17 protein-coding genes are annotated in these 20,461 nt (G+C 61.7%); 5 read left to right on the forward strand and 12 right to left on the reverse strand.

Annotated elements, in window-relative coordinates; genetic code table 11:
• Positions 1–92: 92 nt before the first annotated feature.
• From lpdA to J2X56_RS06685, 11 genes are all read right to left on the reverse strand, one after another.
• Positions 93–1,520, reverse strand: a complete 1,428-nt coding sequence (lpdA, locus tag J2X56_RS06635; protein WP_134222779.1) for a dihydrolipoyl dehydrogenase — start codon at positions 1,518–1,520, stop codon at positions 93–95.
• Between the two features lie 121 nt (positions 1,521–1,641).
• Positions 1,642–2,883, reverse strand: coding sequence for a 2-oxoglutarate dehydrogenase complex dihydrolipoyllysine-residue succinyltransferase (gene odhB / locus J2X56_RS06640; protein ID WP_088753356.1), 1,242 nt, complete (start codon positions 2,881–2,883; stop codon positions 1,642–1,644).
• Between the two features lie 88 nt (positions 2,884–2,971).
• Positions 2,972–5,836: a 2-oxoglutarate dehydrogenase E1 component gene (locus J2X56_RS06645; protein WP_121041915.1), complete on the reverse strand. Its 2,865-nt coding sequence runs from the start codon at positions 5,834–5,836 to the stop codon at positions 2,972–2,974.
• A gap of 367 nt (positions 5,837–6,203) precedes the next feature.
• Positions 6,204–7,505, reverse strand: a complete 1,302-nt coding sequence (gene gltA / locus J2X56_RS06650) for a citrate synthase (RefSeq protein ID WP_034333988.1) — start codon at positions 7,503–7,505, stop codon at positions 6,204–6,206.
• 159 nt (positions 7,506–7,664) lie between these two features.
• Entirely contained in the window at positions 7,665–7,949 is a 285-nt protein-coding gene (locus J2X56_RS06655) for a succinate dehydrogenase assembly factor 2 (protein WP_008329929.1), read from the reverse strand.
• A gap of 132 nt (positions 7,950–8,081) precedes the next feature.
• Positions 8,082–8,792, reverse strand: coding sequence for a succinate dehydrogenase iron-sulfur subunit (locus J2X56_RS06660; RefSeq protein ID WP_006463281.1), 711 nt, complete (start codon positions 8,790–8,792; stop codon positions 8,082–8,084).
• Between the two features lie 11 nt (positions 8,793–8,803).
• On the reverse strand, positions 8,804–10,582 hold the full coding sequence (gene sdhA / locus J2X56_RS06665; RefSeq protein WP_034333989.1) for a succinate dehydrogenase flavoprotein subunit: 1,779 nt from the start codon (positions 10,580–10,582) through the stop codon (positions 8,804–8,806).
• A gap of 2 nt (positions 10,583–10,584) precedes the next feature.
• Entirely contained in the window at positions 10,585–10,950 is a 366-nt protein-coding gene (sdhD, locus tag J2X56_RS06670) for a succinate dehydrogenase, hydrophobic membrane anchor protein (protein WP_088753354.1), read from the reverse strand.
• A 2-nt stretch (positions 10,951–10,952) separates the two neighbouring features.
• Entirely contained in the window at positions 10,953–11,363 is a 411-nt protein-coding gene (gene sdhC / locus J2X56_RS06675) for a succinate dehydrogenase, cytochrome b556 subunit (protein ID WP_039785325.1), read from the reverse strand.
• A 166-nt stretch (positions 11,364–11,529) separates the two neighbouring features.
• Positions 11,530–12,315: a GntR family transcriptional regulator gene (locus J2X56_RS06680; RefSeq protein ID WP_034333992.1), complete on the reverse strand. Its 786-nt coding sequence runs from the start codon at positions 12,313–12,315 to the stop codon at positions 11,530–11,532.
• Between the two features lie 197 nt (positions 12,316–12,512).
• The gene (locus J2X56_RS06685) at positions 12,513–12,665 is read right to left on the reverse strand and encodes a hypothetical protein (RefSeq protein ID WP_209566882.1); all 153 of its coding nucleotides are present in this window, start codon (positions 12,663–12,665) and stop codon (positions 12,513–12,515) included.
• A gap of 116 nt (positions 12,666–12,781) precedes the next feature.
• Here J2X56_RS06685 and J2X56_RS06690 point away from each other — a divergent pair, with 116 nt between their 5' ends.
• From J2X56_RS06690 to J2X56_RS06710, 5 genes are all read left to right on the forward strand, one after another.
• On the forward strand, positions 12,782–13,771 hold the full coding sequence (locus tag J2X56_RS06690; RefSeq protein ID WP_121041917.1) for a malate dehydrogenase: 990 nt from the start codon (positions 12,782–12,784) through the stop codon (positions 13,769–13,771).
• Between the two features lie 110 nt (positions 13,772–13,881).
• Positions 13,882–14,907 carry an aldolase/citrate lyase family protein gene (locus J2X56_RS06695; RefSeq protein WP_310159039.1) on the forward strand — a complete coding sequence of 342 codons (1,026 nt, stop codon included), beginning with the start codon at positions 13,882–13,884 and terminating at the stop codon, positions 14,905–14,907.
• Complete coding sequence (locus J2X56_RS06700; protein WP_034333994.1) at positions 14,904–15,443, forward strand: hypothetical protein; 540 nt, start codon at positions 14,904–14,906, stop codon at positions 15,441–15,443. Before J2X56_RS06695 ends, J2X56_RS06700 begins: the two co-directional genes overlap by 4 nt.
• Positions 15,444–15,585: 142 nt before the next feature.
• Positions 15,586–18,297: an aconitate hydratase AcnA gene (gene acnA / locus J2X56_RS06705; RefSeq protein ID WP_134136004.1), complete on the forward strand. Its 2,712-nt coding sequence runs from the start codon at positions 15,586–15,588 to the stop codon at positions 18,295–18,297.
• Between the two features lie 152 nt (positions 18,298–18,449).
• Positions 18,450–19,697, forward strand: coding sequence for a DUF2863 family protein (locus J2X56_RS06710; protein ID WP_310159042.1), 1,248 nt, complete (start codon positions 18,450–18,452; stop codon positions 19,695–19,697).
• A gap of 245 nt (positions 19,698–19,942) precedes the next feature.
• On the opposite strand, the gene J2X56_RS06715 is transcribed toward J2X56_RS06710, so the two are convergent.
• Positions 19,943–20,449: a chemotaxis protein CheW gene (locus tag J2X56_RS06715; RefSeq protein WP_006463271.1), complete on the reverse strand. Its 507-nt coding sequence runs from the start codon at positions 20,447–20,449 to the stop codon at positions 19,943–19,945.
• Between the last annotated feature and the right edge of the window lie 12 nt (positions 20,450–20,461).

The following is a 20,461-nucleotide window of genomic DNA, read 5'->3' on the forward strand; positions in this document are numbered from 1 at the left end:
ATCTCAATGCGCACTATGCGGGCAACTCGGACGCTGCCAGCCCCAAGGGCTGGCCAGGCGTCGGCGACCCGTATTGTCGCACTGATCGCGCATCAGAAGTTCAATGCGCGCTTGTCCACGGCCAGGGCCGCTTCCTTGGTCGCTTCGGACAGCGAGGGGTGAGCGTGGCAGATACGGGCGATGTCTTCCGACGACGCACGGAATTCCATCGCCACCACGGCTTCGGAGATCAGCTCGGAAGCCATCGGGCCGACGATATGCACGCCCAGGATCTCATCGGTCTTGGCATCGGCCAGGAACTTCACCATGCCCGAGGTATCGCCCAGCGCACGGGCGCGGCCGTTGGCCAGGAACGGGAAGGTACCGGCCTTGTACTGCACGCCTTCGGCCTTGAGCTGCTGCTCGGTCTTGCCGACCCAGGCGATTTCCGGCGAGGTGTAGATGACCCAGGGAATGGTGTTGAAGTTGACGTGACCGTGTTGGCCAGCGATACGCTCGGCCACGGCAACGCCTTCTTCTTCGGCCTTGTGCGCCAGCATCGGGCCGCGCACCACGTCACCCACCGCCCACACGTTGGGCAGGTTGGTCTTGCAGTCGCCATCCACGGCGATGAAGCCGCGCTCGTCCAGCTTCAGGCCCACGCCTTCGGCGTTCAGGCCGATGGTGTTGGGGGTACGGCCGATGGAAATGATCAGCTTGTCGAATTCGCCGGTGTGGGCTTCGCCCTTGGCATCGGTGTATTCCACGGAGACGCTGTTCTTGCCAGTCTTGATGGCGCCAATCTTCACACCCAGGTTCACCGCCAGGCCTTGCTTGGTCAGCAGCTTGTGGGCTTCCTTGGCGATTTGTTCATCGACGGCACCCAAGAAGGTCGGCAGGGCTTCCAGCACGGTCACTTCCGCACCCAGGCGACGCCAGACCGAACCCATTTCCAGGCCGATCACGCCGGCACCGATCACGCCCAGCTTCTTCGGCACTTCGGAGATGGCCAGTGCGCCGGTGTTGGAGAGGATCAGCTTTTCATCGAACTCGGCACCCGGCAATGCGCGGGCGTTCGAACCGGTCGCCACGATGACGTGCTTGGCGGTGATGGTTTCTTCGGCAGCGCCGGCGACCTTGATCTCGTAACCATTGGCATCGCCCTTGACGAAGGAGCCACGGCCGTGGAAGAAGGTGACCTTGTTCTTCTTGAACAGGTACAGGATGCCGTCGTTGTTCTGCTTGACCACGGTATTCTTGCGGCCCAGCATCTTTTCCAGGTTCAGGCCCAGGCCCTTGACTTCGATGCCGTGCTCGGCGAAGCCGTGGCTGGCGTGTTCGTAGTGTTCGGAGGATTGCAGCAGTGCCTTGGAGGGGATGCAGCCGACGTTGGTGCAGGTGCCGCCCGGTGCGGGGCCGCCCTTTTCGTTCTTCCATTCGTCGATGCAGGCGGTGTTGAAGCCCAGTTGCGCTGCGCGGATGGCGGCGATGTAACCGCCGGGGCCGCCACCGATGACGACCACGTCAAAATTCTTGCTCATGTGTGTATTCCTGATTCGTTGTGCGCATCCGCTTTGATCTCTTGGTCCAAAGCGGATGCAAAAAGGCGCTGAATGCCTGGGGGCCGTTCAGCGCCTCGCTCACGCCGTGATGGCCGGTTGCTTACAGATCCAGCAGCAGGCGGGCCGGATCTTCCAGGGCTTCCTTGATCGCGACCAGCGACAGGACGGCTTCGCGGCCGTCGATGATGCGGTGGTCATAGGACAGCGCGAAGTAGTTGATCGGACGGACCACGACCTGGCCGTTTTCAACCACAGCGCGTTCCTTGGTGGCGTGGATGCCCAGGATCGCCGATTGCGGCGGGTTGATGATCGGGGTCGACAGCATGGAACCGAAAGTGCCGCCGTTGGAGACGGTGAAGGTACCGCCCGACAGTTCTTCGATGGACAGCTTGCCGTCCTTGGCCTTCTGGCCGAATTCACCGATCTTCTTCTCGATGTCGGCGATGGACATCTGGTCCGCATCACGCAGGATGGGCACCACCAGGCCGCGCGGCGAACCGACGGCAACACCGATGTCGAAGTAGCCGTGGTAGACGATGTCATTGCCATCGACCGACGCGTTGACGATCGGGTACTTCTTCAGGGCGTGCACGACCGCCTTGACGAAGAAGGACATGAAGCCCAGCTTGACGCCGTGTTCCTTCTCGAACTTGTCCTTGTACTTGTTGCGCAGGTCGATGACCGGCTGCATGTTGATTTCGTTGAAGGTGGTCAGGATGGCGTTGGTCGATTGCGATTGCACCAGACGCTCGGCCACGCGGGCACGCAGGCGGCTCATCGGCACGCGCTGTTCAGGACGGCTTTCCAGGCCAGCCTTGACCGGGGCAGCAACTTGCGCCAGGGCCGGCTTGGCAGCGGCAGCAGGTGCAGCGGCGGGAGCCGACAGGGCACCCAGCACGTCACCCTTGGTCACGCGGCCATCCTTGCCGGTGCCGGTGACTTGCGAGGTCGACAGGTTGTTGTCGGCCAGCAGCTTGGCAGCGGCAGGCATGGCGACGTCGCCCTTGGAGGCCAGCTCGGGAGCAGCAACCGGGGTCGGTTCGTTGGTCGATTGCGGTGCCGGGGCAGCCTTGACTTCGGTCGGGGCCACTTGCGCGGAAGCGTCGGTGTCCAGGATGGCGATCACTTCACCAGCCACGACGGTGGCACCGTCGGCCTTGATGATCTGGGTGATCACGCCGGCGTCCGGCGAGGGCAGTTCCAGCACGACCTTGTCGGTCTCGATGTCGATCAGGTTTTCGTCACGGGCCACCGGTTCGCCAACCTTCTTGTGCCATTGCAGCAGGGTTGCTTCGGCAACGGATTCCGACAACTGCGGGACTTTTACTTCGATTTGAGCCATTTTCAGGATTCTCCGATTTTCGGGTGATTTCGTTCTTATGGAAACAGGGACGCACTGCCCTCGCAGCGCGTCCCGTTTGCATCGATGATTACTTGGTCAGCACAAAGCCCTTGAGCTTGGCGAAGGCAGTTTCGATCAGCGCCTTTTGCTGTGCGTAGTGCTTGTCGTAGTAACCGACGGCCGGCGAGGCGCTGGCCGGGCGGCCTGCATAGGCCAGCTTCTGACCTTCGGAGAGATTCTCGAAGATGTTGTGCTGGATCTGCAGCCATGCGCCCTGGTTCTGCGGCTCGTCCTGTGCCCACACCAGTTCGTTGAAGTTGGGGAACTGCTTCAACGCGGCCGCGAAGGCCTTGTGCGGGAACGGATACAGCTGCTCGACGCGGATGATGGCGGTATCGGTCTGGCCACGTTCCTTGCGGGCGTTGACCAGGTCGTAGTACACCTTGCCCGAGCAGGCGACGATGCGCTTGACCTTCTTGGCGTCGATGGTTTCATCGACTTCCGGAATCACGGTCTGGAACGAACCCTTGGCCAGGTCGGACAGCGGCGAACCGGCATCCTTGTTACGCAGCAGCGACTTCGGGGTCATGATGATCAGCGGCTTGCGGAACAGGCGGATCATCTGGCGACGCAGCAGGTGGAAGATCTGCGCAGCGGTTGTGGGCTGCACGACCTGCATGTTGTTGTCGGCGCACAGCTGGAGGTAACGCTCGATACGTGCCGAAGAGTGCTCCGGACCCTGACCTTCGTAGCCGTGGGGCAGCATCTGCACCAGGCCCGAAGCACGGCCCCACTTCACTTCGCCGGAGCTGATGAACTGGTCCATGACGACCTGGGCACCGTTGGCGAAGTCGCCGAACTGGGCTTCCCAGATGGTCAGGGTGTTCGGTTCGGCGGTCGAGTAGCCGTATTCGAAGGCCAGCACGGCTTCTTCGGACAGCACCGAGTCGATCACGGTGAAGGTGGACTGGTTTTCAGCCACGTTCTGCAGCGGGATGAAGGTACCGGCATCCCAACGTTCGCGGTTCTGGTCGTGCAGCACGGCGTGACGGTGGGTGAAGGTGCCACGGCCGGCATCCTGGCCGGTCAGGCGCACGGCATAGCCGGAAGAAACCAGGCTGGCGTAGGCCAGGTGTTCACCCATGCCCCAGTCCAGGTTCATTTCGCCACGGCCCATGGCGGCGCGGTCGTTCAAGACCTTCTCGACCAGCGAGTGCACCTTGAAGCCTTCCGGCACCGAGGTGATCTTGGTGGCCAGGCGCTTGAGCTCAGCCAGCGGCACGGCGGTTTCGGCTGCGTCGGTCCACTTGCGGTTCAGGAACGGCAGCCAGTCGACGGCGTACTTGCTCTTGAAGTTGGTCAGCACCGGATCGATGGCGTGCTTGCCGGCATCCATCGCCGCGCGGTAAGCCTTGACCAGTTCTTCGCCGCCATCGGCGGGGATGGTCTGCTGGGTCACCAGCTTGTCGGCGTACAGCTTGCGGGTGCCGGGGTGCTGGGCGATCTTCTTGTACATCAGCGGCTGGGTCAGAGCGGGAGTGTCCTGCTCGTTGTGGCCCAGCTTGCGGAAGCAGATGATGTCGACCACGATGTCCTTCTTGAACTTCATGCGGTAGTCGACAGCAATCTGGGTGGCGAACACGACGGCTTCCGGATCATCGCCGTTGACGTGCAGCACCGGGGCTTCGATCATCTTGACCACGTCCGAGCAGTACAGGGTCGAACGGGAGTCGCGCGGATCGGAAGTGGTGAAACCGATCTGGTTGTTGATGACGATGTGAACGGTACCGCCGGTGCCGTAGCCACGGGTCTGTGCCAGGTTCAGGGTTTCCATCACCACGCCTTGGCCGGCGAAGGCGGCATCGCCGTGCACCAGGATCGGCAGCACTTGCGAACCATCCTTGTCGCCGCGGCGATCCATACGCGCCTTGACCGAACCCTCGACCACCGGGTTGACGATTTCCAGGTGGGACGGGTTGAAGGCCAGCGACAGGTGGACCGGGCCGCCAGGGGTCGACACGTCCGAGGAGAAGCCCTGGTGGTACTTGACGTCACCGGCCGGCAGGTCGTCAGCGTGACGGCCTTCGAATTCGGAGAACAGTTCCTGCGGGGTCTTGCCCAGGATGTTGACCAGCACGTTCAGGCGGCCACGGTGGGCCATGCCGATCACGATTTCCTGCACACCCTTTTCACCGGCGCGCTGGATGGTTTCATCCAGGGAAGCGATGAAGGACTCGCCGCCTTCCAGCGAGAAGCGCTTCTGGCCGACGTACTTGGTGTGGAGGTAGCGCTCCAGGCCTTCAGCGGCAGTCAGGCGCTCCAAGATGTGCTTCTTCTTGTCGGAGGAGAAGCTGGGCACGGCACGAGTCGGCTCCAGGCGCTCTTCCAGCCAGCGCACTTCCGACATGTCGGAGATGTAGGTGAACTCGGCACCGATGGAGCGCGTGTAGGTGTCGCGCAGCATCTGCAGCAGGTCGCGCAGCGAGGCGGTTTCCGGGCCGAAGTAGGTATTGTTGATGTTGAACACGATGTCCATGTCGGCATCGGTGAAGCCGTAGAAGGAGGGATCGAGTTCGGGGATGTTGGGGCGTTCCTGGCGTTGCAGCGGGTCCAGGTTGGCGAAACGGGAACCGAGGTCACGGTAGCCGGCGATCAGCTGGGTTACAGCGACGCGCTTGCGGCCCATGTCGGAGTCGGCAGAAGCGATGACGGTGCGGATCGGGCCTTGCTTGGCACGTTCGGCGAAGGAAGCGATCACCGGAGCGTGGGCCACATCGGGACGGGTGGAGCCGTCGGTGGCAGGAACGTGTTGCACGGCGTCGAAGTAAGCACGCCAGTTGTCAGGGACGGAGCCGGGATTGTTCAGGTAGGCTTCGTACAGTTCTTCGATGTACGGAGCATTCCCACCGAACAGGTAGGAGTTGATGTTGTATTGCTCGTAGAGCTTTGTCATTTGCTCACCTTTCTTCGCGCTTCGCGAGATTAGCGGGTTTCTACACCTTCCGCGACACGGCCTGACCGGTTAGCGGATTGCATCAAGTTGTGGGGGAAGGACCTTGTCTACCTGAACTTCTGTACGTCATCCAGTCAGCGCATCGGAATTATATCTCCTAATATCAAATAAAAAAGCGAATCCTAAGGGATTCGCTTTTTTATTTGAAACATGAAGCAACGGGCGTTTCCGCCTGCCAACGCCCGCCCGCAAAGCCTTGCTGCGTGGGCCTCGCTGCCCCCCTCCACACACTCCCGGGAGACGGGAAACGCGGCGTTGCGATGCCTTAGTTGTCCGTCCGACAAGGCAGACGGACAACATCCGCCAATCAGCGCTTGTCGATCGGGGTCACGTCGCGACGCGGCGAGCCCACGAACAGCTGACGCGGACGGCCGATCTTCTGTTCCGGATCCGAGATCATTTCGTTCCACTGGGCGATCCAGCCGATGGTACGGGCCATGGCGAAGATGCAGGTGAACATGGAAGTCGGGATACCCAGGGCGCGCTGCACGATGCCGGAGTAGAAGTCGACGTTCGGGTACAGCTTGCGGGAGACGAAGTAGTCGTCTTCCAGGGCGATCTTTTCCAGCTCCATGGCCAGCTTGAACAGCGGGTCGTCGTGCAGGCCCAGTTCGTTCAGGACTTCGTAGCAGGTTTCGCGCATCAGCTTGGCACGCGGGTCGTAGTTCTTGTAGACGCGGTGACCGAAGCCCATCAGCTTCACGCCGGAGTTCTTGTCCTTCACTTGCTTGATGAACTCGGGGATGTTTTCGACGGAGCCGATCTGTTCCAGCATGTTCAGGGCGGCTTCGTTGGCACCACCGTGGGCAGGACCCCACAGGCAGGCGATGCCGGCAGCGATACATGCGAACGGGTTGGCACCGGAGGAGCCGGCCAGGCGCACGGTCGAGGTCGAAGCGTTCTGTTCGTGGTCGGCGTGCAGGATCAGGATGCGGTCCAGTGCGCGCACCAGGACTTCGTTGACCTGATACTCTTCGCACGGGTTGGCGAACATCATGCGCATGAAGTTGGCCGTGTAGGACAGGTCATTGCGCGGGTACACGAAGGGCTGGCCGATGCTGTACTTGTAGGCCATCGCCACCAGGGTCGGCAGCTTGGCGATCATGCGGATGGCCGAGACTTCGCGGTGGTTGGCGTTGGAGATGTCCAGCGAATCGTGGTAGAAGGCCGACAGTGCGCCCACCGAGCCGGTCAGCACCGCCATCGGGTGCGCATCGCGGCGGAAGCCACGGAAGAAGAAGTTCATCTGCTCGTGCACCATGGTGTGCTGGGTCACGGTCTTGACGAATTCTTCCTTCTGGGTGGCGTTGGGCAGTTCACCGTGCAGCAGCAGGTAGCAGGATTCCAGGAAGTCGCAGTTCACCGCCAGCTGTTCGATCGGGTAGCCGCGGTACAGCAGTTCGCCCTTGTCGCCATCGATGTAGGTGATGGACGAGTTGCAGGAAGCGGTGGACATGAAGCCCGGGTCATAGGTGAACTTGCCGGTAGCGCCGTAGAGCTTGCGGATATCGATCACATCAGGGCCGATGCTGCCCTTGTAGATAGGAAAATCTACGGACGGAGAGCCGTCGGAGAACGACAGGGTAGCTTTGATATCGGTATTGGACATAGCTTTTCCTTTTGCTGGGATGGTGAAACCGTTAATCAAACGCCGCGACCGCAAGCCGGGCGTCATCGTGGTTCAGATGCGCCGGGTGGCGAGTGGGAACAGGCCGCGATCGGGCAAAATCGGTCTGGCTTGTGGCCAGGCGCAATATTCGTGCAACAGTCAGGCAGTACGCAGTTTCTTCAGCAACGCATGCACTTGGGGCAGGTCAACTGCCGCTTCCGGCTCCTTGCGGGCCAGCAGCAAGTCCATCAGGTCGTTGTCGGTCAGGTCCATCAGGCGCGAGAAGGCATCCACCTCGTCGTCGCTCATCTGGGCCTCGTTGGCGTCCAGATAGCGGGTGAGGATCAGATCGTTCTCCAGCAGCCCGCGGCGCGCACGCCAGCGCAGTCGCGCCCGCTTGGCCGGATCATCCTGGTGACGCTGTTCAGTCATGAACTCGCTCATTTCTAGTCTTTCCATTCACTTCAACCGGACCAAAACCGAAGGAACCGGTCGGGGAAGCCGCTTCCAGCCCTGCTCCCCCTTGCTGCCGCCCGCCATGGACGGCGGGTCTGGCAGGCAACACGCCGATCCGGCTTACACCGAACGGCGCACCATCAGTTCCTTGATCTTGCCGATGGCCTTGTTGGGGTTCAGACCCTTGGGGCAGACATCGACGCAGTTCATGATGGAACGGCAACGGAACAGGCGATACGGGTCTTCCAGGTTGTCCAGGCGCGCACCGGTGGCTTCGTCGCGGCTGTCGGCGATGAAGCGGTAGGCTTGCAGCAGGCCGGCCGGGCCGACGAACTTGTCCGGGTTCCACCAGAACGACGGGCAGGAAGTCGAGCAGCAGGCGCACAGGATGCACTCGTAGACGCCATCGAGCTCTTCACGCTGTTCGGGCGACTGCAGGCGCTCCTTCTCGGGCGGAATGCTGTCGTTGATCAGGTAGGGCTTGATCGAGTCGTATTGCTTGAAGAAGTTCGTCATGTCCACGATCAGGTCGCGGATCACCGGCAGGCCGGGCAACGGCTTCAGAACGATGGGTTCGGTCAGTTCGTTCAGGTTGGTGATGCAGGCCAGGCCGTTCTTGCCGTTGATGTTCATGGCGTCGGAACCGCACACGCCTTCGCGGCAGGAGCGGCGCAGCGCCAGGGAATCGTCAACGTCGGACTTGATGCGCTGCAGGGCATCCAGCAGCATCTTGTCGGTGGGCTTGAGTTCCACCGTCAGGTCTTGCATGTACGGCTTGTCGTCCTTGTCCGGATCGTAACGATAGATCTTGAATTTCAGGGTGCGAGTCATGTTGCGACCTCTTAGAAAGTACGTGCTTTAGGTTTGAAAGTCTCGACGGTCAGCGGCTGCATGTTGACCGGCTTGTAGTCGAGACGATTCCCCTCGGAGAACCACAGCGTATGCTTGAGCCAGTTCACGTCGTCGCGCTGCTCGTGATCGCTTTGCGCGTGGGCGCCGCGCGATTCCTTGCGGGCTTCGGCCGAGGTGATGGTGGCCTTTGCGGTTTCGATCAGGTTGTCCAGTTCCAGCGCTTCCACGCGGGCGGTGTTGAAGACCTTGGACTTGTCCTTGAAGGAGACGTGCTTGCGACGCTCATCCAGTTCCATGATCTTTTGAACGCCTTCCTTCAACAGGGCATCGGTACGGAACACGCCGCAGTACTTCTGCATCGTGGCACGGATGTCGTTGGCCACATCCTGCACGCGCTCGGAACCGGTGCTGCTTTCCAGGTGCGCAATGCGTTCCAGCGAGCGGTCCAGGGCGCCGGCCGGGATCGGCTTGTGGCTCTGGTCCTGCAGGCGGCTGCCGACGATGTGGTTGCCGGCTGCGCGGCCGAAGACCACCAGGTCCAGCAGCGAGTTGGTACCCAGGCGGTTGGCGCCGTGCACCGAGACGCAGGCGCATTCGCCGATGGCGTACATGCCCTGCACCACTTCCTTCATCGAACCGCCCTTGGGCGCGACCACCTGGCCGTGGATGTTGGTGGGGATGCCACCCATCTGGTAGTGGATGGTCGGCACGACAGGGATAGGCTCCTTGGTCGCATCGACGTTGGCGAACTTGTGGGCGATTTCCAGAATCGAGGGCAGGCGCTTCTTGATGGTGTCGGCACCGATGTGGCGCAGATCCAGCAGCACGTGATCCTTGTGGGGACCAACGCCGCGGCCTTCCTTGATTTCCTGGTCCATCGAACGCGAGACGAAGTCACGCGGTGCCAGGTCCTTCAGGGTTGGCGCGTAGCGCTCCATGAAGCGTTCGCCGTTGCTGTTGATCAGGATGCCGCCTTCACCGCGCACGCCTTCGGTAATCAGCACGCCCGCACCGGCCACGCCGGTCGGGTGGAACTGCCAGAACTCCATGTCCTGCAGCGGCAGGCCGGCACGTGCGGCCATACCCATGCCGTCACCGGTGTTGATGAAGGCATTGGTCGATGCCGCCCAGATACGGCCTGCACCGCCGGTGGCGAACAGGGTGGTCTTGGCGTGCAGCATCATGATTTCGCCGGTTTCCATTTCCAGCGCCACCACGCCGAGGACATCGCCCTCTTCGTTGCGGATCACGTCCAGCGCCATCCACTCCACGAAGAAGTGGGTCTTGGCGCGCACGTTGCGCTGGTACAGGGTGTGGAGCAGCGCGTGACCGGTACGATCAGCGGCCGCACAGGCACGCTGCACCGGCTTTTCGCCCAGGTTGGCGGTGTGGCCGCCGAAGGGACGCTGGTAGATGGTGCCGTCCGGGTTGCGGTCGAAGGGCATGCCGAAGTGTTCCAGCTCGTAGACGGCCTTCGGTGCTTCGCGGCACATGAACTCGATGGCGTCCTGGTCGCCCAGATAGTCCGAACCCTTGACGGTGTCGAACATGTGCCAGTACCAGTTGTCTTCGGACATGTTGCCCAGCGAAGCGCCGATGCCGCCTTGGGCAGCCACGGTGTGCGAGCGGGTCGGGAAGACCTTGGACAGGACAGCGACGTTCAGGCCGGCTTCGGCCAGTTGCAGCGAGGCGCGCATGCCGGAGCCACCGGCGCCGACGATGACCGCGTCAAAGCGGCGGGTAGTGATGGCGGATTTGATAGCAGCCACGATTAGTTTCTCCAGAGAATCTGCGCAGCGTAGCCAGCGCAACCGATCAGCCACACGATAGTGGCAACTTGCAGGACCAGACGGGTGCCAACGGGCTTGACGTAGTCCATCAGCGCGTCACGCACGCCAATCCAGGCGTGGAAGAACAGCGCCATGAACACGGCAAAGGTGGCCACCTTGAACCATTGATGCGAGAACAGCGCCGCCCAGCCCTGGTAGCTGAAGTTGGTCGAGGTGAAGAAGCACACCAGCAGGATGACGGTGTAGACGGCCATCACGACGGCGGTCGCGCGTTGCGCCAGCCAGTCACGCAGGCCATAGTGGGCGCCAACGACCAGGCGCTTGGGTCCGATGTTGTTATCAGCCATTTTCAGAACACTCCGAACAGTTTCAATGCGACCAGGATCATCAGCGCGATGCTGACCACCAGGACAGTTGCCGAGGACTTGCGTGCGCTGTCCTTGTCCAGGCCAACGTGGTTGTCCATGATCAGGTGGCGAATGCCGGCGCAGAAGTGATGCAGGTAGGCCCAGGAAAGTGCCAGGATGACGAGCTTGACGAACCAGCCCGAGACGAAGCCCTTGAGATAGGCGAAAGTACCTTCCGAGAGCAGGCTGCTGTCCAGCAGGAACAGGATGAAAGGCAGCATCAGGAACAGGAACAGACCGCTGATGCGGTGCATGATCGAGACGATGGCTGCCAGAGGCATGCGATAGCCGGCAATTTGGGTTAGGTGTATGTTACGAAATTGCGGCCGTTGTGGTTTAGCGGCTTCAGACATACAAGGTTCTCCTCAGTTTAAAACAATCATGCAATTTTCGCCGATTTTCGAAATCACCATCAACTTTTATTGCGCTTCGCAGCATGCCGAAAAGGCTTGACACCAGCCCTTCTGCGCTGGGCAGGCAGGACCCGCCAGCACCCGATCATGACCGGTTTCGGTTTACTCAGCTCAACTCGCTTTGGTAATGATGATTCGTCGTCAGGTACAGACCGCGCCGCATTTCCACCGGCTTGTCGCCATAGGTAAATGAAGCCCGCTCCACACTCAGCAACGGCGTTTGGGGCGTTACGCCCAGAAACTCTGCGGCATCCGGATCCGCCCCGACGGCACGGATGCGTTCTTCGGCACGGATCATGCGCGTGCCGAACTCGGACTCGAACAGGCCATACAAGGGCCCGCGGTATTCCATGAGGCGCTCGGCCGTCAACCCCTTGAAGATGGCACCAGGCAGCCAGATGTCTTCGAGGATGATGGGAGTGCCGTTGAAGGACTTGACACGGCGAATGAAAATGACGGAGTCACCCGACTTCATGTCGAGCTGACGGGCCACTTCGGCCGAGGCGCGAACGCGCTTGACTTCGATGATCTTGTTTTCGGGACGCTGTGGCTCGTCGCTGTCGGCCATCAGCCGCAGGAAGCGGAACTGCGCCTGGGTCTCGTGATGGGTGGCGACGAAGGTCCCCTTGCCCTGGCGGCGCACCACCAGGTTTTCGGCCGCCAGTTCGTCGATGGCCTTGCGCACCGTGCCCTGGCTGACCTTGAAACGGCTGCCCAGTTCGACTTCACTGGGAATGAGCTCACCGGGCTTCCACTCACCGGCTTCGAGGCGCTGCATGATGAGCGCCTTGATCTGCTGGTACAACGGACTGAAGGTGGGCGCCGGACTGGCAACACCCGCCCCCGCGGCGTGCGCGTCGACGTTGTTTGAATTGGGCAGGATCGAGCTCATAACCTCGAATTTCAACACAAAACTCCTTCCGGCGTCCAGCAAAAACTAGGCAATAATATGTCTTATATAAGACATAAGATATTGATTGACAGCAGTCTTTCGCAAGCCTACACTCGCGAGCAACCTGAAGAGCCGCAAGGCAGGCAGGAAGCGATGTACCGGCCAGTAGACGATAACGAGAATCGCTCTCATCAAGATCATTCCGATGCGGTGGTTTTCTGCAGGCAGAACACAAGTTTGACAGGTTTTTGATTTGTCGGCAGAGCCCGGTCCGAAACCAACTGACTCGCTGCGTTTTCGACGGTATCATGGCGGCCTAACAAGAATTCGAGGAAGTCGCGCATTTTCATGCGCAAACCAGAAGCCACCGCTACACGGCCCTGCCGCGCCTTGCGCGACGCGACCGCAAGCTGCGCTTCGCTGCAGTCTGAATGCTTTTTTTCATCACCTCTTTTGGAGATTCAACATGGCTAAAGCCCCCATGCGTGTTGCCGTCACCGGCGCCGCCGGTCAGATCGGTTACTCCCTGCTGTTCCGCATCGCCAACGGCGACCTGCTGGGCAAAGACCAGCCGGTCATCCTGCAACTGCTGGAAATCCCTGATGAGAAGGCTCAGAAGGCGCTCAAGGGCGTCATCATGGAAATCGACGACTGCGCCTTCCCCCTGCTGGCTGGCGTGACCGCCCACAGCGATCCGCTGACCGCCTTCAAGGATGCCGACATTGCCCTGCTGGTGGGTGCCCGTCCCCGTGGCCCCGGCATGGAGCGCAAGGACCTGCTGGAAGCCAACGCCCAGATCTTCACCGTGCAAGGCAAGGCACTGGACGCCGTCGCATCCCGTAACGTCAAGGTGCTGGTGGTCGGCAACCCGGCCAACACCAACGCCTACATCGCCATGAAGTCGGCCCCGAACCTGCCGGCCAAGAACTTCACCGCCATGCTGCGCCTGGACCACAACCGCGCTCTGTCGCAAGTGGCTGCCAAGATCGGCAAGCCGGTCTCGGCCATCGAAAAGCTGTGCGTGTGGGGCAACCACTCGCCGACCATGTACGCCGACTACCGCTTCGCGACCGCCGATGGCGCTTCCGTCAAGGACACCATCAACGACCAGGAATGGAACAAGAACGTGTTCCTGCCCACCGTCGGCAAGCGCGGCGCCGCCATCATCGAGGCTCGTGGCCTGTCCTCGGCCGCTTCGGCTGCCAACGCCGCCATCGACCACGTGCGTGACTGGGTGCTGGGCACCAACGGCAAGTGGACCACCATGGGTATCCCCTCCGACGGTTCCTACGGTATCCCCGAAGGCACCATGTTCGGCTTCCCGGTGACCACCGAAAACGGCGAGTACAAGATCGTCCAGGGCCTGGAGATCGATGAGTTCTCGCAAGAGCGCATCAACATCACGCTCAAGGAACTGCTGGAAGAGCGCGAAGGCGTCAAGCATCTGGTCGGCTAATTGACCACGGCGCGGCGGCCCTTTCCGGCTGCCGCGCCGGTTGTTTTCAGTATTTTGCAGTACGTGACATCACCCGTTCCGACAACCTTACCCCGCTCTCAATCGCAGCAATGCATCCTTCCCAGGTCTTGTTCCCAGGTGCCCAGCAACCGGTTTCGCTTCCGGTGTGCGATCACTACGCCGGCTCTGAAAAGCTGATGCGCAAGTCGATGGCCCTGCAGCAGGAGCTCGGTCCCTTGTTCGACATCACCTTCGACTGTGAAGATGGCGCTGCCGCCGGCAATGAAGCCGCGCACGCCGAACTGGTCGCCTCGCTCATCGCCGGCCCCGGCAATGTCCACCGCCGCATCGGGGCGCGCCTGCATGACGTGGGCCATGCGCATTTCGAGCAGGACGTGGCCATCATCTGCGGCGCCGCTGCGCGCGAGCTGGCTTACGTGATGTTGCCCAAGGCTGAAGGCATCGAGGACGTGCTGCGTGCCCTGGAGAGCATCAACCGTGCCGCCAATGCGGCCGGCCGTGCGCAGTTGCCGGTGCAGGTCTTGATCGAGACCCATGGTGCCCTGGCTGATGCCGGCAAGATCGCCGCCCTGCCCCAGGTGCAGTCGCTGTCGTTCGGGGTGATGGATTTCGTCTCGGCCCATTACGGGGCCATTCCTGGCAGCGCCATGCGCTCGCCCGGACAGTTCGACCATCCGCTGGTGCGCCGCGCCAAGCTGGAGATTGCTGCCGCCTGCCATGCGCATGGCAAGGTGCCGTCGCACAACGTGACCACCGACATCAAGAATCCCGCCGCCGTGGCTGACGATGCGCGCCGCGCGGCACAGGAGTTTGGCTATACCCGGATGTGGAGCATCCATCCTGACCAGATTCGCCCGATCGTGCAGGCCATGTCCCCGGCCACGGAAGAAGCCGACCTGGCGGCACAGATCTTGCTCAAGGCGCAGGCGGTGCAGTGGGGCCCGATCCAGCATCAGGGCAACCTGCACGACCGCGCCAGTTATCGCTATTACTGGAGTATCCTGCAACGCGCGCACGCCACCGGCACCGCGCTGCCGCCGGAGACTGCACCCTGGTTCGCCCGCGGCGACTCCCCCTCAACCACGCAGCAAACTTGTTTCGACCGACGTCCATGAAAAAGCACCTGACTCTCATCGCCCTGCTGGGCGCCCTCTTCGCCACCGCCGGCATCACTGCGGCGCACGCTGAAACCGATACCAAACCGGCGGCCAAGAAAAAGGTCGTCAAGAAGGCGCCGGCCAAGAAGGCCGCGGCTGCGGCTGCAGCAGCCCCCGCCGCCAAGATGCCGTTCTCTTCCGACGCCGAAGATGACGACAGCGAACCCGAACTGGGCGGCACCCTGTCGGCCGACTTCCAGTGCGAAATGGGGCACAAGCTGACCATCTGGAAGAACGAAGCCGACGACAAGCACATCGCCATCCGCTGGGACAAGCGCATCCACCGCCTGACCCGCGTGGAAACCACCACCGGCGCCAACCGCTTCGAAAACCGCAAGATGGGCCTGGTCTGGATCGGTATCCCGGCCAAGGGCCTGCTGCTGGACTCCAAGAAGGGCCAGCAACTGGCCAATGAATGCAAAAACGCCGAGCAGATCAAGGCCGCCGAAGCAGCACCGGCAGCCACCGTCGCCGCGGCACCCCAGAAGAACTGAGCCGGCAGGCAACCGCCAGCTCATCGCGTATCAAGCAACACAGAATCACAGAATCAGGCAGCACCCCGCAGTTCACCATTGCAGCGCAAACCGGATTCGACTAGCTAGCATCACTAAATTGCCAAATTAAGGAGAAGAGGCCATGTCTCGCAACACATTGAACACCCTGAAGGAATTCCCGATTTCCGGTTCCAAGAAGGGCAAGTTCTACTCCCTGCCCGCCCTGCAAAAGTCGCTGGGCGTGAATATCTCGCGTCTGCCGGTGTCGATCCGCATCGTGCTGGAATCGGTGCTGCGCAACTGCGATGGCCAGAAGGTCACCGAAGAACACGTCAAGCAACTGGCCAACTGGGGTGCCAAGGCCGCCCGCGTGGATGAGATCCCCTTCGTGGTAGCCCGCGTGGTGCTGCAGGACTTCACCGGCGTGCCCCTGCTGGCCGACCTGGCCGCCATGCGCAACGTCGCCAGCAAGCTGGGCAAGAACCCCAAGAACATCGAACCGCTGGTCCCGGTGGATCTGGTGGTGGACCACTCGGTGCAGATCGACCACTTCCGCGAGAAGAAGGCACTGGACCTGAACATGAAGCTGGAATTCTCGCGCAACAACGAGCGCTACCAGTTCATGAAGTGGGGCATGCAAGCCTTCGACACCTTCGGCGTGGTGCCCCCGGGCTTCGGCATCGTGCACCAGGTCAACCTGGAATACCTGGCACGCGGCGTGCACAACAAGACCGGTGTCTACTACCCTGACACCCTGGTCGGCACCGACTCCCACACCACCATGATCAACGGCATCGGCGTGGTCGGCTGGGGCGTGGGCGGTATCGAAGCCGAAGCCGGCATGCTGGGCCAGCCGGTCTACTTCCTGACCCCGGACGTGGTCGGCGTGAACCTGACCGGCGCGCTGCGCGAAGGCGTCACCGCCACCGACCTGGTGCTGACCATCACCGAACTGCTGCGCCAGACCAAGGTCGTGGGCAAGTTCGTCGAATTCTTCGGTGAAGGTACCGAATCGCTGTCGCTGACCGACCGCGCCACCATCGCCAACATGGCACCGGAATACGGCGCCACCATGGGCTTCTTCCCGGTCGACGACGCCACCATCGACTACTTCAAGGGCACCGGCCGCACCAAGGCCGAGATCGACGCCTTCGAAGCCTACTTCAAGGCGCAAGGCCTGTACGGCGTGCCCAAGGCCGGCCAGATCGACTACACCCAGGAAGTCTCGCTGGACCTGGGCACCGTTGCCCCGTCGCTGGCAGGTCCGAAGCGTCCGCAAGACCGCATCGAGATCGGCAACGTCAAGTCCACCTTCTCCGACCTCTTCACCAAGCCGACCGCTGAAAACGGCTTCAACAAGAAGGCCGAAGACCTGACCGCGTCCTACAAGAACGCCGACGGCGTGGATGTGCACAACGGTGACGTGCTGATCGCCGCCATCACCTCCTGCACCAACACCTCCAACCCGAGCGTGCTGCTGGCTGCCGGCCTGCTGGCCAAGAAGGCCGTGGAAGCCGGCCTGAAGGTGGCCCCGCACATCAAGACCTCGCTGGCGCCTGGCTCGCGCGTGGTGACCAAGTACCTGGAAGCGGCTGGCCTGCTGCCTTACCTGGAAAAGCTGGGCTTTGGCGTGACCGCCTACGGTTGCACCACTTGCATCGGCAACGCCGGCGACCTGACCCCGGCCATGAACGAAGCCATCGTCAAGAACGACGTGGTGGCGGCCGCCGTGCTGTCGGGCAACCGCAACTTCGAAGCTCGTATCCACCCGAACATCCGCGCCAACTTCCTGGCCTCGCCTCCGCTGGTCGTGGCTTACGCCATCGCCGGCAATGTCACCCGTGACCTGATGACCGAACCGGTCGGCAAGGGCAAGGGCGGCAAGAACGTCTATCTGGGCGACATCTGGCCGACCTCGCAAGAGATCGAAAAGCTGCTGAAGTTCGCCATGAACGCCAAGACCTTCAAGGAAAACTACGCCGATGTGAAGGGCGCTCCCGGCAAGCTGTGGGAAGCCATCAAGGGCGTCGCCAAGGGCGAAGTCTACAACTGGCCGAGCTCGACCTACATCGCCGAGCCGCCGTTCTTCGAGAACTTCAGCGAAGAGCCCAAGGCTGCTGCCACCGGCATCAGCGGTGCCCGCGCCCTGGGCGTGTTCGGCGACTCGATCACCACCGACCACATCTCCCCGGCCGGTTCCATCAAGGAATCCAGCCCGGCCGGCAAGTGGCTGCAAGCCAATGGCGTGCTGAAGGCGGACTTCAACTCCTACGGCTCGCGCCGCGGCAACCACGAGATCATGATGCGCGGCACCTTCGCCAACGTGCGTATCAAGAACCTCATGATTCCGGCCAAGGAAGACGGCTCGCGCGTTGAAGGCGGCATCACCATTCACCAGCCTTCCGGTGAAGAAATGTCGATCTACGACGCCGCCATGAAGTACGTGGCTGAAGGTACCCCGACCATGGTCTTCGGTGGCGAAGAGTACGGTACCGGCTCCTCCCGTGACTGGGCTGCCAAGGGCACCCAGCTGCTGGGCGTGAAGGCCGTGATCGCACGTTCCTTCGAGCGTATCCACCGTTCCAACCTGGTCGGCATGGGCGTGCTGCCGCTGCAGTTCCTGGGCAACGACAGCGTGCAGTCGCTGGGCATCACCGGTGAAGAAAGCTTCGACCTGAAGGGCCTGGAAGGCGAGATCAAGCCGCAACAGGAAGCCACCCTGGTGATCCATCGCAAGAACGGCGAGACTCAGGAAGTCAAGCTGCTGCTGCGCATCGACACCCCGATCGAAGTGGACTACTACAAGCATGGCGGCATCCTGCCGTTCGTGCTGCGTCAGCTGCTGGCAGCCTAAGCAGCGTCCGTAGTCCCCTGCAGTACAGAAACGCCGGATTCGTCCGGCGTTTTTTATTGCCCCTTGGCGCTGTGCAATGGCCGCGGCGGCTGACAGGACTGACAAATCATCTACAATAGGCGGTTTCGTTTCCACAGATACAGATAGCCTACATGCGTCGTCCCGCCAAACGTTCCTCCTCCAAGCTTTCTGCCGACAGCCAGCATCTGGTGACTTTTGCGCAAGCCATCGCGCAGGCCTCCAGCCGGCTCGAAGAGCGCGCCTGGCTGAAACCCCTGGACGCCCTGCTCAACAAGCTGCTGCGGGCCGGCCAGCAGGGGCTCATCGATGCCGCCCTGGATCATCTCTTCAAGGCCGACCTGGATGCCTACGACATCCTGATCGAAGCCGTCGAGGCCGGCAGCGAAGCCACCTCGCTGGAACACGAAGGCCAGGACTATGACGTGCAACTGCTGGTGCTGCCGGTGCTGGCCTGGACCCGCTTTGCAATAGCCTCCGGCCCCATCGGCAGCGAGCTGCTGACCGCCATCGGCGCGCACCTGCATGCCCACGTACTGGCCAAGCAGGCCCGCCTGGCACTGGCACCGAGCCTGTTCTCGATCGAGCAGCTGCCGCGCGTACACGCCGACGTCTTCGCCCTGACCCGCCAGATGGGCCAGACCGCCCTCAAGACCGGCCCGGTGCAGCTGCGCGGTGAACAGCCGCCCACTGCCGCCTTCCTGGCCGATACCCGCTACGTCATCGCCGCCGTGGTGGTGCCGGCCGGCGAAGCCCTGTTCCACTGGCAGGAAAGCGAACAGCAGAGCCACTTCTCGGCCCGGAAAGAGGCCGCCTTCGAAGCCTGGACCCAGCAGGCCACCCCGCTCTTCACGCGCCTGCTGCCGGGCTGCAGCGTCGAACTGTTGCTGCCGCAGGCCTATTTCTTCGGCTGCCGCGAAGCCGACAAGCGCATTCGCCCGGCCTCCATCCGCGCCGCCGATTACTTCCTGACGCAGACCCTGGACATTTCCTCCTCCGAACTGCACGCCAGCATCGGCGGCTTCTCCGAGGACATCAACGGCCAGATCGATGAATACCGCATCGGCTTTTCCATCGGCGGCGATCCGACCGTGGTCTATGGCACGGTCTGGCCGCTGTATGAACAGGAAAGTGGCGAAGACCTGCCCATGATGATCCCGGCCGGTGCTGGTCTGCTGGAAGGCATCCCCACCAGCCCGCTGCAGCAGATCCTGACGGTGCTGCGCGAATGCGGCATCGTGCACATCAAGCATCATGCAGAACGCTTCACCATGGAGTTTTGCGACGACTGTGGCGCACCGCTCTTCCCTGACCGCGAAGGTGAACTGGTGCACGCGGAAATGCCGGAAGATACGCCTCCTCCGGTTGAGCATTTCCACTGAGAGATGAAGAAACGTCCTGCCGGGAGGCAGGACGCGCGGTCCCGGGCATGGCCGGCGCGCTTAAAGCTTCACAGGCACTGAAAAGCGCCCATAAAAAAGGCATCCACCACACGGCGGATGCCTTTTTCTCTTCTGTATCGGGCTATGATGCCCGCTTTTCCTGCGGTACCGAATGACGACGGGCGCCAGATCCGGACTGCGTCTCCTCCGGATCCCGTACTGCCGGCCTGCAGAGCCTCAAAGACTCAGGCAGCCAGCTTTTCGATCAGGCCCATTTCGGCGCTGGACATCAGCTTGTCGATGTCCACCAGGATCAGCATGCGCTGTTCCAGGGTACCCAGGCCGATCAGGTAGTCGGAGTCGAAGGTAGTGCCCATCTCCGGTGCCGGCTTGATCTGTTCCTGGGTCAGGGTGATGACGTCGGACACGCTGTCGACCACCATGCCCACGACGCGGCCGCCGATGTTCAGGATGATGACGACGGTGAACTGGTCATAGGTCGGCTCGCCCAGCTGGAACTTGATGCGCATGTCCACGATGGGGACGATGATGCCGCGCAGGTTCACGACGCCCTTGATGAAGTCGGGTGAATTGGCGATGCGGGTCACGGCTTCGTAGCCGCGGATTTCCTGAACCTTCAGAATATCGATGCCGTATTCTTCCTTGCCCAGGGTGAAGGCGAGAAATTCGTTTCCGTTGCTGTCGGTCTTTTCGCCGAAGCCGGAAAGATTCTTGGTTGCAGTGTCAGACATGTTGAGGCCCTT

The organism is Herbaspirillum sp. 1173, assembly GCF_031455335.1.
GTDB lineage: Bacteria > Pseudomonadota > Gammaproteobacteria > Burkholderiales > Burkholderiaceae_D > Herbaspirillum > Herbaspirillum huttiense.